The 15,431-nt window shown below is 55.2% G+C and carries 13 protein-coding genes and 1 riboswitch; of the genes, 9 read left to right on the top strand and 4 right to left on the bottom strand.

Annotated elements, in window-relative coordinates:
- Nucleotides 1-91 precede the first annotated feature (91 nt).
- Entirely contained in the window at nt 92-1,921 is a 1,830-nt protein-coding gene (locus tag D7024_RS11470; protein ID WP_121451926.1) for an NADH-dependent [FeFe] hydrogenase, group A6, read from the bottom strand.
- A 440-nt stretch (nt 1,922-2,361) separates the two neighbouring features.
- Here D7024_RS11470 and D7024_RS15225 point away from each other — a divergent pair, with 440 nt between their 5' ends.
- Nucleotides 2,362-2,484 carry a DUF5678 domain-containing protein gene (locus D7024_RS15225; RefSeq protein ID WP_243113766.1) on the top strand — a complete coding sequence of 41 codons (123 nt, stop codon included), beginning with the start codon at nt 2,362-2,364 and terminating at the stop codon, nt 2,482-2,484.
- 84 nt (nt 2,485-2,568) lie between these two features.
- Here the strand turns inward: D7024_RS15225 and D7024_RS11465 are convergent, their stop codons facing one another.
- Nucleotides 2,569-2,868 carry a hypothetical protein gene (locus D7024_RS11465; protein WP_121451925.1) on the bottom strand — a complete coding sequence of 100 codons (300 nt, stop codon included), beginning with the start codon at nt 2,866-2,868 and terminating at the stop codon, nt 2,569-2,571.
- A 264-nt stretch (nt 2,869-3,132) separates the two neighbouring features.
- Here D7024_RS11465 and D7024_RS11460 point away from each other — a divergent pair, with 264 nt between their 5' ends.
- From D7024_RS11460 to cobT, 3 genes are all read left to right on the top strand, one after another.
- Entirely contained in the window at nt 3,133-4,629 is a 1,497-nt protein-coding gene (locus tag D7024_RS11460; protein WP_121451924.1) for a flagellar assembly protein A, read from the top strand.
- 17 nt (nt 4,630-4,646) lie between these two features.
- Complete coding sequence (locus D7024_RS11455) at nt 4,647-5,177, top strand: ferredoxin domain-containing protein (RefSeq protein ID WP_121452556.1); 531 nt, start codon at nt 4,647-4,649, stop codon at nt 5,175-5,177.
- Nucleotides 5,178-5,253: 76 nt separating this feature from the next.
- A riboswitch (cobalamin riboswitch) is annotated at nt 5,254-5,406 on the top strand.
- Between the two features lie 359 nt (nt 5,407-5,765).
- Nucleotides 5,766-6,833, top strand: coding sequence for a nicotinate-nucleotide--dimethylbenzimidazole phosphoribosyltransferase (gene cobT, locus D7024_RS11450; RefSeq protein ID WP_121451923.1), 1,068 nt, complete (start codon nt 5,766-5,768; stop codon nt 6,831-6,833).
- A 174-nt stretch (nt 6,834-7,007) separates the two neighbouring features.
- Here the strand turns inward: cobT and fbp are convergent, their stop codons facing one another.
- On the bottom strand, nt 7,008-8,102 hold the full coding sequence (fbp, locus tag D7024_RS11445) for a fructose-1,6-bisphosphate aldolase/phosphatase (protein ID WP_121451922.1): 1,095 nt from the start codon (nt 8,100-8,102) through the stop codon (nt 7,008-7,010).
- A gap of 153 nt (nt 8,103-8,255) precedes the next feature.
- Nucleotides 8,256-8,801: a pyruvate kinase alpha/beta domain-containing protein gene (locus D7024_RS11440; RefSeq protein ID WP_121451921.1), complete on the bottom strand. Its 546-nt coding sequence runs from the start codon at nt 8,799-8,801 to the stop codon at nt 8,256-8,258.
- A 658-nt stretch (nt 8,802-9,459) separates the two neighbouring features.
- Here D7024_RS11440 and D7024_RS11430 point away from each other — a divergent pair.
- The 5 genes from D7024_RS11430 to D7024_RS11410 all read left to right on the top strand — a co-directional run bounded on the left by D7024_RS11430 (nt 9,460) and on the right by D7024_RS11410 (nt 15,422).
- The gene (locus D7024_RS11430) at nt 9,460-11,397 is read left to right on the top strand and encodes a methyl-accepting chemotaxis protein (protein WP_121451919.1); all 1,938 of its coding nucleotides are present in this window, start codon (nt 9,460-9,462) and stop codon (nt 11,395-11,397) included.
- Nucleotides 11,398-11,416: 19 nt separating this feature from the next.
- Complete coding sequence (locus tag D7024_RS15220; protein ID WP_243113765.1) at nt 11,417-12,919, top strand: chemotaxis protein CheW; 1,503 nt, start codon at nt 11,417-11,419, stop codon at nt 12,917-12,919.
- A 13-nt stretch (nt 12,920-12,932) separates the two neighbouring features.
- Nucleotides 12,933-13,958, top strand: a complete 1,026-nt coding sequence (locus D7024_RS11420; protein WP_243113764.1) for a protein-glutamate methylesterase/protein-glutamine glutaminase — start codon at nt 12,933-12,935, stop codon at nt 13,956-13,958.
- Entirely contained in the window at nt 13,955-14,533 is a 579-nt protein-coding gene (locus D7024_RS11415; protein ID WP_121451917.1) for a HEAT repeat domain-containing protein, read from the top strand. The genes D7024_RS11420 and D7024_RS11415 overlap by 4 nt, the downstream gene beginning before the upstream one ends.
- 73 nt (nt 14,534-14,606) lie before the next feature.
- Nucleotides 14,607-15,422 carry a CheR family methyltransferase gene (locus tag D7024_RS11410; protein ID WP_121451916.1) on the top strand — a complete coding sequence of 272 codons (816 nt, stop codon included), beginning with the start codon at nt 14,607-14,609 and terminating at the stop codon, nt 15,420-15,422.
- The last annotated feature ends 9 nt before the right edge of the window (nt 15,423-15,431 follow it).

Here is a 15,431-nt window from a genome sequence, read left to right as displayed (position 1 = left end):
GGACCCGATATTTATAGTTTACCGGTCCGTACTCTGCCTGACAACGAAAAATCCCGGTTTTTTTTAGCCGGGTGTTCTGACGTTACTTTCTCTAATGTAGCAAGCGGTAATCCGTTCTTACCCGGGGAGTATAATGGGTATGCAAAATCTCTTTGGCCTTTTCGCTCAAAGGGTGACCGAGGAACTCCCGGTAAATTTGCTGTACCGCCGGGTTTTCGTGGGCTCGGCGAAGCTTTTTGTTTAAATCTATTTTATACAAAGCCTGGGCCCTCTGCATGCGGCGTTGGACCATGTTTGCTTCCCGCCGGTTCAATCGTCCCAGGATGGGTTGACCTCCTCCGCCCACACATCCTCCCGGGCAGGCCATAATCTCGATAAAATGAAATTTTTCTCCCCTCTTGATCCGCTCCAGCAGGCGGCGGGCGTTCCTGGTGCCATGGGCCACGGCCAGGCGCAGGGTCTGGTTCTTTAGTTTAAGCCGTGCTTCCTTAATGCCACGCAGTCCGCGGAATTCCCGGAATTCAAGCCGGGTGGGCAAATCCCTGCCTTCCACCAGGGCATAAGCGGTGCGTATGGCTGCTTCCATGACCCCACCGGTGGCGGCAAAAATAACGCCGGCTCCGGTAGACAACCCCAGGGGTTGGTCGAATTCTTCATCTGCCAGTTCATCAAACCGGATACCCGCCTGGCGGATCATCCGGGCCAATTCCCGGGTGGTCAAAACGTAATCCACGTCCCTTAAGCCCCGGGTAACCAGTTCGGGCCGGGCGGCTTCAAATTTTTTAGCCGTACAGGGCATTACCCCCACGACCACCATCTTTTTGGGATCCAGGCCTTCTTTTTCCGCATAATAGGTCTTGGCCAGGGCGCCAAACATTTCCATGGGGGATTTACAGGTGCTCAGGTTGTCCACAAATTCGGGGTAGAAATATTCGCAGAATTTCACCCATCCCGGACTGCAGGAAGAGATCAGGGGCAGTTTGCCGTGCCCTTTCAGCCGCTCCAGCAGTTCGTGGGCTTCTTCCACAATGGTCAGGTCTGCGGCCAGTTCGGTGGTAAAGACCCGGTCAAAACCCAGGCGCCGCAGGGCGGCGGCCAATTTTCCCCGCACTACCGTTCCCGCTCCCAGGCCAAAGGCTTCTCCCAGAGTGACCTGGATGGCCGGGGCGGCCTGTACCACCACAAATTTATCCGGATCCTCAATGGCCCGCCACACCTCATCAATATATTCCCTTTCGGTGAGGGCGCCGGTGGGGCAAACCATTACACACTGGCCGCAGCTGATGCAATCTGCCTCGCCCAGATCCTTGCCGAAGGGCGGGCCGATGACCAGGTCAAAACCCCGGTTGCGCGGGCCCAGGACGCCAACCTCCTGTATCTCCCGGCAGACCGCCTCACAGCGGCGGCATCTGATGCACTTGTTATAGTCCCTGATGATAAAGGGATTTTTATTGGCTACAGGATAACGGCGCCGTTCCCCGGTAGCCCTTACCCTGCGGATACCCATTTCATCGGCCAGGCGCTGCAGCTCGCAGGTGAGATTGCGCACACAGGTGGGACATTCCCCTTCGTGTTCCGTGAGCAACAGCTCGACCACCCTTTTCCGGGCCCGCCTGGCCCGGGGGCTGTGGGTGTAAACCTTAATACCTTCGCTGGCCGGGTAGACGCAGGAAGCCTGCAGGGTTCTTCTGCCGTTGGCTTCCACTTCCACCAGACAGACACGGCATATGCCGGCTTCGTGGACGCCCGGGAGGTAGCAAAGGCTGGGGATATCGATACCTTCGGCGCGGCAGATCTCCAGCAAATTCATCCCTTTGGGTACTTTTACGGGCCGGTCGTTGATCCAGATCCCGACTTTTTCTTCCTCCGGCTGGGGGACGGGTTCACAATGGCCGGCAGGTATTGGGGGGGCATTTTCCACTTCTGGTTCCCTCCTATTTCGGCACTTCCACCTTAATGGCAGTATCCGCGCTCATTCAAGATTACCCTTAGTGTTTATCCAGGGCTGTTTTTTAATGCGTTTCGCATAGTTTGTTTTGCCGGGGCGCAAGCTAAGGGCGAGGTGAATGATGTTATTTTTTCCCGGGAATTGGCGGAATCGGCTTAATTACCCCTTGTCTGCAGAGGGTATTTGGTGGTATACTGATTCTGGGTAAGGAGGTTTTTTTGTACATGTTGCTGGCGAGTATGATCAACGGCATGACTACCATGACCCGGTCGGGCATGCAAATGCGCGGCCTCTTTGTCATTGCCTTTTTCTCGCCTGCAACCTGATGGTTTGTCCAAATTTAGTTTAGCTGACAGGACAAGGCCACCCGGTTGGGGTGGCCTAAAATTTTTTATCCGGGAGGAGGTGCGGGTATGGCGGCTGAGGGGGTTATTCTGGTGCAGTGCCAGGGCCAGTGGCTGGCCCTCGTGGATGGTGTTGTGGTGGCCGTAGGGAATAATTTCGATGACGTTTGGAGCCGGGCGCTGGTTCACTAAAAGCCGGTTTATGGTGTCGTTCCCTTTTCTTTCTCTATGCACCGGTTAAAATAAATTTGGTCCCCGCCGGGGGACCGTTGTTTTTTACATGCCTGTGATGTAACTTTCTTGCCCGCAGCTGGAGCAACGGTAGGAACCGAAATCCTTGATGGTGCGGGTGACATTCCCGCAGTGGGGACAACGATAGGTGGTCACCTCAAAGAGGCCGCTTGACAGCAGGATACAGGCGGCAATCCCGGCCACAACGCCGGTGACTACGGCGGGTGCCTGTAGAACAACGCCTATTCCGGCCACCAGCAACATGGCGCCGGTGAAATAGAGCAAGCGCAGGAAAACCAGGAGCAGTTCCAGTCCGGGTGTTTTTATCTCTCCCGGGTGGTACATGTTTCTCCCCCCTTAAGAACAGGCCTTTAACTTGATTTATTTCGAGTGGGAAGAAAAAATTCCTGCCCCAGGGGACAAAAATTTACTCAACTCCTCAGTTTGTATTGCCGTTTGGAATTAAGCGGTGTGCCTGGCAGGAATTCCTCGAAAAGAAGCGAAGTTCTTTTAATAAAGGAAAATTACTTGGCCTCCTTATTTTTCACCGCGACGTTCCGAAAGATATATTAAATAGCTGTTGTGTGGCGGCATGGGAGGGAGGGAATAATGGTCGATGAATACCGGAGCCTGAAGGTAGTCATTAGCGAGGATAAAATGAAAGCTTATGTTTCTGCTCCGGGGGAAGTTGCCGTTCTGGATCCGGAATCAATTCAAAAAGCGCTGCAGGCGGCAGGAGTGGTTTTCGGAATTAAAGAAGATGCGGTAATCTCGTTTGCCGCGAGTCCCCAATCAGAGCCGCTGCTGGTGGCGGAAGGGGAGCCGCCGCAACCGGGTGTGGATGAGCGGCTGGAAGTGCTTTTTGACGACGGAACACTTCTCGAAAGGGCTGTGGATGGGGGAAAGCGCGTTGATTTCCGGGAAACCAGTACCATTGTTTCTGTGGAAGCCGGAACCTTGCTGGCAGTAAAGCACCCCCCACGGCCCGGACTACCCGGCAGGGCCGTGACCGGTGAGGATCTGCCTCCCCCGCCGCCGCGGCTGTTGGAGCTGCGGGCGGGGAAAGGGGTGGAACTACAGGAAAATGGTACCCGGGTGGTGGCCCTGGTTAACGGGCGGCCCTGGTATAAGCAGGCGGGGAACACTTTTGTTTTTTACGTTGAATCCCTGCTGGTCCACAAAGGGGATGTCTGCATTAAAAGCGGTAACATCAGGTTTAGAGGGGATATAAAAATTCTGGGCAATGTCTGCGAGGCCATGAAGGTTCAGGCTACCGGCTATGTAGAAATTACCGGACTGGTGACCCGGGCCACGGTGATCAGCGGGGGCAAGTTGCAGGTACACCGGGGGGTGATCGGCAGTAAACTGCGGGCCGGTAGCGGTTTTCCGGGGGCCAAAAAGCTTTCCTTCATGCTCCGGGACATTCAATACAACCTGGACCTTCTCAAGCAGGCTCTGGAGCAGTTAAAGCGGTACCAGGGAAACAATTTAGAACGGGTAGACTTCGGGCGGGTCCTTATGACCCTGATGGATACAAAATTCAAAAACCTGCGTTCCCTGGTGAAAAACACCCTGCGGGAAATTGCCGCCATCAGGGCAGAGGTGCCCGATGAATTGGCCAGATGCGGCCGTTCCTTAAACTGCCTGGTGGGGCTGAATCCCCTGACGGTAAAAAGTTTTGGCGATGTAATCAAGGATGTGGAATCTGCCTCCGCCCTGCTGCAGGAGACTGCTGAAAACCCGGCCGATGTGGTGATCCCTTCGGCCATGAGTTCCACCATCCAGAGCTCCGGCAACGTCTATGTGACCCGGCGGGGGTGTGTCAATACCACCATTAATGCCGGGCAGGATGTGGTGGTTAAAGGTTCATTCAAAGGCGGGGAGGTCTTTTGTGAGGGCAACGCCGAAATAGAGGAACTGGGCAGCGCCCTGGGGGTGCCTCCGGTGGTCCGGGTAGGGGTGGCCGGGGTAATCAGAGTAAAGCGGGCCTTCCCAGGGTCCGTGGTGCAGGTGGGGCAGCGCCGCCTGGTTCTTACGCAGGAAATGGGCTCCTTTAAAGCCCGTCTCAATAAAGAGGGAGAACTGGATATTGTCCCCGGAAATTAATGCAATCAGGGAAGGTGATGGGTTTGCGCGAGGCTATTTTAATGGTCGCTCAATTGATGGCCCTGTCGGCCCGGACCGCTCCCAAGGGGCTCGGCCAGGATTATGTGGGTACCCGGGTGCTGTCGGGAGAAGAGCTCTCCCGGCTGGCTGATGAAATGGAACGCTTTGGAAGGGAGCGGGGCAAGGTTAATTTCGACCGTGATGCCGATAATGTACGCCGCTCCGATGCAGTATTGCTCATTTCCCTGACGGAAAACAAGCCTTTAGGTTTAAATTGCGGAGCCTGCGGTTACAGCCGGTGTGAGGATTTACAAAGCCACGAAGGACCGGAGTTTCCTGGACCTCTGTGCGCCTGGCGTCTTTTAGATGTGGGTATTGCCCTGGGATCGGCGGTCAAAACGGCCAGCCTCTTTAACGCCGACAACCGGATCATGTACCGGGTGGGTACGGTGGCCCGCCAGATGGGTTTACTCCAGGGTCCCATTGTGGTGGGTATTCCCATTTCTGCTACAGGCAAGAACATTTATTTTGATCGCCCGGTAAAGTGATACCGGTAAATTTTAATTTCAGATTCATGGCAGGAAAAATATCCGGGCACGTAGAACTAACAACTACATCAACAGGCAAATATTAAACATCAGCAGGTGCCCCCGTTTTTAACCGGGGGAGAATAGGGAATCAGGTGAAAATCCTGAGCGGTCCCGCCACTGTGATCGGGGAGCAACCTCCAACGGTATAAGCCACTGGCAAGGCACTCACTGATGAGCTGCTGAAGTATCCCCAGTTATTCAGCCGGTTGGCTGGGTAGCGAGCGACTTGAGCCGAGTATTAGTTTGGCCCGCGAGGCTCACCGGAGCGAACGAGGGCCAAAACCGGCTAGGTTGGAAAGTGGGGATAACTCACTGATGAGCTGATACATGCGATGGCACTTGTTTCAGCAATGGAAATGTAACAGCATGGTTTAATCATATCACTGGTGAGTGCTGGCTGGGAAGGCGGTTGGTTGTGAGGAACCGGAGCCAGGAGACCTGCCTGCTGATTCTTTCACCGCTGGATGATGGTAAAGTCCACGGCCTTGTTCGGGCTGTGGACTTTTTAATTTAATCTGAACTTTAACACGTGGGAGGTTGATCGTTTTGCTGCTGGAAAAGACCATTGCCGAAGTGGGAACGCTATACCTGGAGCCCATGGCTGAAGCCAAAAAACGGCTGGACAGTCTGATCAAGCCACCTGGCAGCCTGGGCCGGCTGGAGGAGCTGGCCGTCCAACTGGCCGGTATTACCGGCAACCCCCGCCCCGTGGTTGGCGACCGGGTGATTATCATTATGGCCGGGGATCACGGTGTGGTGGCCGAGGGAGTGAGTGTGGCGCCCCAGGAGATCACCCACCAGCAGATTCCGGCTTTCCTTTCGGGGGTGGCCGGTATCGGCGTGCTGGGGCGGCTGGCCGGCGCCCGCCTGGTAGTGGTGGACGTGGGAGTAGCGGTGCCGGTAGATTACCCCGGTGTGCTTAACCGGAAAGTGCGTCCCGGGACGGGGAACATTGCCCGCGGCCCGGCCATGACCCGGGAGGAAGCGGTACGGTCGGTGGAAGTGGGTATTGAGGTTGTCCAGGGGGAGATCGACCGGGGAGCCACTTTGATTGGCCTTGGCGATATGGGCATCGGAAACACCACTCCCAGCAGCGCCATTGCCGCGGTGCTGGGTGGTTATACCCCCGAGGAGGTTACCGGCAGGGGCACCCTGGTCAACGACCAGGTTCTGCGCCAGAAGATAAAAGTGGTAGCCATGGCGCTGGAAGTGAACCGGCCCGATCCAGCAGACGCTCTGGACGTGCTGGCCAAAGTGGGTGGGCTGGAGATTGGCGGCCTGGCCGGGGTTATTCTGGGGGCAGCCGCCCGGCGGGTGCCCGTGGTCATCGACGGCTTTATTACCACTGCGGCGGCCATGGTGGCGGTTGCCCTGCAGCCCCGGGTGAAGGAATTTATGATTGCTTCTCATCTTTCCGGCGAACAGGGCCATCGTTTGATGCTGGAGTATTTAGGACTGGTACCCATGCTTTACCTGAACATGCGCCTGGGTGAAGGAACCGGTGCGGCCCTGGCCATGCACCTGGTGGAGGCGGCCTGCCGGGTGATTAACGAGATGGCCAGTTTCAGCGAGGCGGGCATCGCCGATCTGGATGAAGATAAAATATTAAAGTAAACAAAAAAATGAACAGGCCCTGAGCACCGCCTGCAGGCGGGTTCAGGGCCTGCTCAGTCTAACCAAACGCTACTTGGCAACCCGTCCAGCTTGGCGAACCGCCGGATGCGGAGCTGCACGTCCGGTGGGTGAGAGGTCTGAGGTTAGCAGCCTCTATCTACCCGATTCAGTGGTTTAGCGGAGTTTTTCAAAACGATCCTTTAACTTTTTCAATACCTGGGGCATGGTGGTATATTCCATTTCGTCCAGGTGCAGCCGGTGGGGTTCAAAGGGTCCCAGACTGCGCATGTAACTGGCTATTTCGTTGGCCATTTGCCGGGCCTGGTCGAAGGCCGGGTCGGCAAAGAAGTCCTGGGGACCAATGAGCTTGCCTTCGGCCAGCTGGAAGCCAAGGGCGACCACCCGGGGCGGGCCGTCAAAACGGGATGGGGTGGCCTGCTGCAGGCTGACCGGCATCAGAGGGCCGCTGTGGGAGCCGCGCATCCAGCCGCTGACCAGGTGGGGTTTAGTGAAGGGTTCCAGCACTTCCCCAACCGCCGGCATACCGCTCTGGCAGCGTACGATACACACCGGGTCGTCCTTGCCTACGTAGCGACCGGCCATCAGATTTAACCGCTGGGTGCTGGATACGGCGGCAATTTCCCCCGATCTCTTGTGGAAAACGCGCTTGATGCAGTAGCGGCCGGGAGCGCCGATAAATACCAGCATGTCATATATTTCCTCGGGGGCCGAGAAAGTAACACGGGTGTTTTCAATCAGGTCCCGCACCTCGAAAATAAACCCGTCGTGCATGCTGGGGTCGATGACCAGCCCGGCGGTGTTAAAGGGATCAGCAAAAATTTTGTACAGGGGCAGGTTCCAGGCTCCCGGTTCCGTCTTGTCGGCCATTAAAATTATAATGGGTTCGCTCTTGCGCTCTTCAAACTCCATCTCCGCTACTCCGGGACCTAAACCCTTGATGTTGCCGGAAAAGGCGTCGGCCAGCAGGTCCTGGCCCGCGCCGTAAAGCTTCAGTTTCTTGGCTATTTCAGTGCAGGCTACAAAAGTATCCCAGGCCAGCTGGTGGATTTCACCGTTATTCCGGCCCAGTTCGTGGGTCATAATCAGGTTAATATCGTCGCCTACATGGGCTACATAGGAGTCTATCAGGAGGGAACTGCCCTTAAGCATGCCCTGGGCCTTTTCAATCAGGGCGGAGTGGACGGACGAATGTCCTACACAGCCTCCTACATCCGCTTTGATGACCGTAACGGTAATTTTCTTGCCCATGAAGATCCTCCCCGTACAAAAAATGATATATTTACATTTATTCTTGAAGCGCAGGTCATTTTCCTGCTAAACAAAAAAATTTTTTAATCCAAATTTATAATTGTGATGACATAATTCTCTGTTTAGGGTTTATTGTGTTATCTTATTTGGACGTTAAAATTCCCTGGGCTTGCAAATAATTTCCTTAACCCTGGTATCAAAAAAGCGGTTGGCATGGGCAGGAAGAATTACCGCGGCGGTATCGGCACCCGTTCCTGTTCCGGCAACGGCCACCACCTCTTTGCCCGCCGGGATCAGCCCGGCGTCCAGCGCCATGACAGCGATTTCCACGCACACCTTTAAACCCTGCCCCAGCATGCGCAGGGTTTGGGCAATGATTTCAGCGGGATAAACGCCGCCGAATTTGTTCCGCACCCCCCGGTCCAGCCCGCCCATGAGATGGGTGGTGGTAAGCAGGCGTACTCCCCTGGCCGTCAGTTCTTCGCGCACGCCGGGGGGCATTTCATCCTCTCCCGGAGCGGTATAGCCCACGTGGTGTGTTACGCAGACCACATGGGGGACCTTGCCGATAAGTTTTTTTGCCGTTTCCCCGCTGCAGGAGGCTACCACGATGTGGTCAATGGATAATTCCCGCGCCCTCTTCACCGCCAGGGCAATAGTCTCGTCAGTATTAACAGGACCTTTCTGGGACCAGTACATTCTCTTACCTCCTAATTTTTTATTTTTTTTCTTAAGTATATGCTTGACTACCTTCCCTATTTTAGCCCAATGGACCTGCTTTTGACAAGTAAGGGGTTTCGCGGTCTGGCCAGAATTGCCTTTCGGGAGTATAATCATTTTATATTCACTGCTTTCGCGAAGGTAATCTCGTCCTTGAGGATGATCATTAATTAAGAGCGCAGCGGTAAAAAGTCAAGCACTTTTTGAAGGGGAATTGGAAAAAATTTTTAGGGTTAAGCCATAAAAAGGCAAGGGGGGGGGGGGGGGGGGGGGGGGGGGGGGGGGGGTAACCCCACCTGACCTAATAATCGATATTTTACATAAACCTGCGAAGAGTTTTCTTTCTATTTTTTCTTCGCTTCTTGAATATATTTCCCGTGTCCTAGTAAAAAAATACCAGCAGGTACGGGTGGTATCTTTTTTGGGTTACCACCGGTACCTGCTTTTGTTTTTGGGGAGGTGGTGACAAAATTTAATAGCAGACGCCGGGAGAAATGGGGTGTTGTTGTGGTGGAACTCGCAAAGGCATTGTTTTTTGTCCAGGCGGCCAGAGACCGGGTGAGCGCGGTTCACAGCCGTAATGTGGCAAGCCATTTGGTGCGCCATATGAAGAAAAAATTTAAGGAGGTATTGTTTAATGATTGAGGAGAAAAAGTTAGCACCTCCGCCAGCAAGGACGCAGGTGCAGAAGACTGAAGGCAAAGCAGATTTTGACGCAAAGAAGGTTGAGCAAAAGAAACTGGAAGCTCAGCGCAGGCAGGCCAGAACCTTCGCCAAACAGCAGCAGATAGCCGAGCGCATTGCCGCAGCCACCGAAGAGCTTTCCTCCGGAGTGGAAGAAGCCTCTGGAGCGGTGGAGGAGCTGCGCTCGGCCATGGAGCAGATAGCCAGCGGGGCCGAGGAGGCCAGCAGCGCCACTCAAGAGTCACTTGCCGCTATCAATCAGATTGAAAAAAGCGCACGAAAGGCAGCAGAAAATGCCGCCGCGGCTTTAGACCGGGGAAAAGCCATCCAGCTGCTGGTAAAAGAAGTCAGCTCCGACATTGAGAAACTTGCGGAAGGCGTTAATCTGGCTGCCGCCAAAAATGAGGAGTCGGCCAGGCTGGTGGCCGAGCTGGAAAAGCTGGCCGAAAACATTGGCAGTATTGTGCGCACTGTGGTTAAAATTGCCGACCAGACCAACCTGCTGGCCCTTAATGCGGCCATTGAAGCGGCCCGGGCCGGAGATCACGGCAAGGGGTTTGCCGTGGTGGCGGACGAGGTGAGAACTCTGGCGGAGACCTCGGAGAAAGCAGCCAACGACATCCGCGAGCTGATTACGGCCATCCAGCAGGATGTGAAAGTGGTGGCCGATGCCATTAATCAGGCCGCCGCCAGTGCCCGGCAGGAGGCAGAAAAGGGTAGAGCGATTACTGATGACCTGGCAAATATCAGGGCCGCTATGGAAGAGGTGGTGACGGCAGCAGGGCAGATCAACAATCTTTCCCAGGAGTCCATGCGCAGCATTCAGCTCTTCCAGCAGGGGGCAAATGAAATTGCCAGGACGGCAGAGGAGCAGTCCGGCGGGGCAGAGGAAGCCTTAAAAGCTGTAGATCAACAGGCCAAAGCTTTAAGTGACATCAGCACCTCAGCAAGTGAGCTGGCCGAAATGGCCGAAGACCTCAAGCGGTCCACCGACGTTTCCAAATCGGCAGAAGGCCTGGCCGCTGCAGCAGAGGAGCTTTCGGCGGCTATTGAGGAATCTACCCGGTCTGCCCAGGAGATCATGGCGGCCCTGGACCAGATTTCCAAGGGGGCGCAAGCCCAGGCCAGGGCGGCAGAAGAGTCTGCCGGCGCCGCTGCCCAGATAGAAAGCGGGGTCAGATTCATCAGTGAGCAGGCCGGTGCTTCCCTCCAGAAGGTAGAGGCCCTGTCTGAAATCCTGGCCCGCAACAAAGTTAACGTGGACGAATTGATCAGGGGGATTTCCCTGGCCCTGGAGGCTAACGTAGAAAATGTCAAGAAAGTCAAAGCTCTGGAAGAGAGGGCAAGGCAGATTGACAAGATAGTGGATACAATTGTTACTGTAGGCATCCAGACCAATATGCTGGCGGTCAGCGGGGCCATTGAGGCGGCGCGTGCCGGCGAATACGGCAAAGGGTTCGCCGTGGTCGCTTCCGACATCCGCAACCTGGCTCAGGAAAGCGCCCGCAACGCCGATCAAATCAAGGACCAGGTGAAGGGCATCCAGGGCCAGGTAAACGTGGTGTTAAAGGACATTGAAGAGATAGGGGAAGTGACAAGGCAGGAGGTAGAAAAAGCGAAAAAGACCACCGAAGATCTGGTACGCATCGAAGAGGACATGAAGGCCGTTTTAGGTGGCACCAGGGAAATCAACGAGAATGCGGACCAGATTGCCGCAGCCGTTGAGCAGGCCAGAAAAGCGGTAGATCAGATTGCCCAGGCGGCCCAGGAAGCAGCTTCGGCTTCCGAACAGGCCGCGACCGCCAGCAGGCAGCAGGCCCAGGGAATGCAGGAACTGTCCAGGGCCATCGAAGAGATAGCCGCGCTGGCGGACGAACTGCAGCAGCTGTAACGGCGGGGAGGGATGGTTTGTGCAGTATGTTGTCTTTTCCGTGGGCAGTGAAGCTTACGGCGTAGAAATCGAGTACGTCCAGGAGATAATCCGGGTCCCGGGGATGGTGAAGGTTCCCCGGACCCCGCCCTATCTGGAAGGGCTGGCCAACCTGCGGGGGAATATCCTCACTGTAGTGAACACAAGCGTCAGGTTTGGCCTGGAGAAGCAGCCCTTGAGCGATGCCAGCAGAGTTATCGTCCTGGACGACGGCCGCAAGCGGCTGGGCTTCATCGTGGACAAGGTATCCGAGGTGGTAAACATAGCCGCCGACGAAATAGAAGAAGTCAAAAAAGAGGAAACCAGGGCAGAGTTTCTCAAGGGCATAGCCAGGCTGGCGGCGGGCAAACGCCTGGTGATGGTATTAGATCCGGCCCATCTTATGAAGACCGAGGAAACCCGGGACCGGGTCACGGGTGCCGTTGAATCTCTGGGGCTTGCCCGAGCGGAGGAGAAAAAGAAAGAAGAGAAAGAAGAAAATGTTCAGCTCGTCAGCTTTCGGGTCGGGGAGGAAGAATACGGGGTTGACATCGGGATGGTGCAGGAAATCGTTCACCTGCCGGAGACAATTAACCGGGTGCCCGACGCTCCCGCGTACCTTCTCGGAATTATAACCCTGCGGAACCACGTTCTGCCGGTGGTCAGCCTGCGTGCCCTTTTTCAACTAAAAGATAAGGAAATGGATGACCGGGCGCGCATAGTAGTAGTGAACTTTTGCGACCAGCAAAAGGGGAATTTTTCCGTGGGCCTGGTGGTCGACGCGGTAACGGAGGTGCTCCGCATTTCCAGGGCGCTTATTGACCCCGTACCGGTCCTGTTGCGCACCGGGGGCGGAGAAGGAATAAGCGGGGTGTGCAAGATAGCGGAAGGAAAGCGGCTGGTATACGTGCTGGACCCGGCTGGTTTCCTCGCCTTGGGCGACCTCCTGAAAGTGGACGGAGCAGTGGATAGTGGAGAAGAAGAGGAGGTGGTCAGCATGGATGAACAGGAAGAACAGCTGGTGACTTTTAAACTCGGCAAGGAAGAATTTGCCGCGGGCATCGCCGAGGTCCGAGAGATCATCAGGGTTCCGGATATAGTGGCCGTGCCCAAAGCTCCGCATTTTGTAGAGGGAGTGATTAACCTCCGCGGAACCATCATCCCCATAATCGACCTTCGAAAAAGATTTGGGATGGAAGAATGTGCCAGGGACGAGCATACGAGGGTCGTAGTGGTGGAGATAGATGGGCTTTTGACCGGCCTTGTCGTTGATTCGGCGCGGGAAGTGCTGAAGGTTTCCCGGCTGGCCATCGAAGCGACGCCGGATCTCTTGACCGGTTCGGTGGACACCCGTTTTATCAGGGGGATAGCGAAAGCCGGGGAAGGTGAGCGGCTGATTATCGTGTTGAACATGAAGGAAGTCCTCTCCTTTAAAGAAAAGGAGGAGTTGGTGGACTTTGGGCGGAGCGTGGAAATCGCAGAGGATCCGGGTATTGATAGCTGACGATTCTGCTCTCATGAGAAGAATCCTTAAGGAGATGCTTTCTTCCGATCCCCAGATAGAGGTGGTGGATACCGCCCGCGACGGCGAGGAAGCGGTAGTAAAGTCTTTGGAACAAAGGCCTGACGTTGTCACGATGGACGTAAATATGCCAAAAATGGACGGCCTCACTGCCCTCCAGCACATCCTCTTAAAGGCGCCCTGCGCGGTGGTCATGGTTTCCTCCCTCACTCAGGAAGGGGCACTCACCACACTGGAAGCTTTGGAGTTAGGCGCGGTGGATTTCGTGGCCAAGCCCGACGGGACAGTTTCTCTCGGCATAAGACACCTGAGAGAAGAAATCATCGCGAAGGTAAAAGCAGCGGCGCGGGCCAGGGTAAGGCTGCGACGACCGGAGAAGGAACGCATTTTAGGTCCGCGTCTGCCTGGCCCGCGCCTTAAGCCAGACCCCGGGCAGCATTCACTTAAAGTGGTGGTCATCGGAGTGTCGACCGGTGGCCCCCGCACCCTCATGGATATTCTGCCCTGCCTGCCGCAAGATCTTCCCGCCGCGGTGCTCGTAGTGCAGCACATGCCGCAAAACTTTACGGCGTCCTTTGCCCAGCGCCTCAACCAGAGCTGCCGGATGGCCGTCAAAGAGGCGGCCGACGGCGACGAACTGGCGCCGGGAAAGGTTTTGGTAGCTAAAGGAGGTTATCATTTAAAAGTAGAGAAAAAGCCCGGTGGCGTCCTGGTGGCCAGGCTTAGCCGGCAACCGGCCGACGTTTTATACATGCCTTCGGTTAATGTAACCATGCAATCTGTCCTGGAAAAGGTGCAGCCCCGGAATGTTGTAGGGGTGCTCCTTACCGGGATGGGCGATGACGGGGCAGACATGATGGTGGAAATAAGGAGGCAGGGCGGCTACACCATTGCTGAAGCGAAAGAAACCGCGGTAGTCTGGGGCATGCCCAGAGAAGCTTACCTCAGGGGCGGTGCCGAAGTGGTGGCTCCTTCCTATCTCATTGCCGAGCAGATCATTAAAGGAGTGAAGAGGGATTGAAGGACAGCCAGGTCAAAAAGCTCATGGACACTTTATCCTTTCACCCGGAAGAAAGGGAAAGATACTATGCGGCCTTTGACCTTTGTGGCTTTCCCCAGGATGACGTTGTGGAGTACCTGGTAAAAAGACTGGGAGAAGAGAAAAGCCGCCCGGTACAGGAGGCCATTGTAACCACCTTGATTACCATTGGTACGGAGGCTGTAGTAAAAGGATGCGCTGAGCTCTTGCGCAGTGAAGACGCCTACGTAAGAAATGCGGCAGTAGAAATAATGCGGTTGTTGCAACGCACATCGCTGGGGGTGGCCAGGAAACTCTTGCGGGATCCTGACCCGGACGTCCGGCTGTTTGCCGTGGACGTTCTGGGGGAACTTAAGGTAAAGGAGGCGGTGGAACTTCTGCGCCGGGTTGTGGAAGAAGATGAAAATATCAACGTGGTAGCCGCTGCGGTGGAATACGTGGGCGAAATGGGCTTGCGCAGCGAGGACCGGGAAGCAGTAGAAAAAGTAAGAGAACGCTTTTCCGATCCGTTTTTGGAATACGCAGTTGAGGAAGCCTTGAGGAAAATGGAGGTATAGAGGGGATGGAGCGGAAACCTGTTTTCCCGGTGCCGCAAGCCTTCTATGCGGCGCTGGCGGGGGAGGATTAGGATTGACTATCGAGGAATTCGTTAAACTTCGGGATTACATCTACCGGAAGACCGGCATTTACTTTGAAGAAAAGAAGCTTTACTACGTGGAAAAGCGTGTAAAAGCGCGCATGCGCGCCGTTAATCTGGACAACTTCCGCACATATTTTGCCTGGATGCGGTTTGATCTCTCCGGATGTGAACTGCAAGAACTCCTCAACGCCCTGACCGTCAACGAGACCTACTTTTTCCGTGAGTATCAGCAATTGCGCTGCTTTGCCGAAGAAGTACTCCCCGAGATCCTGCAGAGCAAAAACGGTCAGCACCCCAAAAGGGTGCGCCTCTGGTCCGCCGGCTGCTCCACGGGGGAAGAAGCTTATACTTTAGCCATCATTATGAGGGAAATGACTAAGGGACTACCTGTCACCTGGGAAATTCACGCCACGGATTTGAATACGGACGTGCTGGAGCAAGCGAAAAAAGGCCTTTACGGCGGGCGCGCCGTCAAAGACGTTCCGGATGTCTACCTTGCCCGGTATTTCCGCCGGGTGGGGGAACAGTTCGAGGTGCATCCAGAGCTACGCCACCAGATACTCTTTTACCGGCTTAATCTTCTCGACCGGGAAAACATGCGGAAAATGGCGGACTTCGATGCCATCTTCTGCCGCAATGTCCTCATCTACTTTGACGACGCTTCCCGCAGGGAGGTGGCCCTTTACTTTTACGACGCCTTGAGGAAAGGCGGCTTCATCTTCCTCGGGCACTCGGAATCCATGAGCCGCATTACCCCTATTTTCAGGCTGAGGAAATTCAAGGAGGCAATTATATATCAGAAATGAGGTGAAGGG

This window comes from Desulfofundulus salinus (genome assembly GCF_003627965.1).
GTDB lineage: Bacteria > Bacillota > Desulfotomaculia > Desulfotomaculales > Desulfovirgulaceae > Desulfofundulus > Desulfofundulus salinus.
Note: the sequence above shows the minus strand (reverse complement) of the source record. Positions and strands in the feature narration are given on the sequence as shown.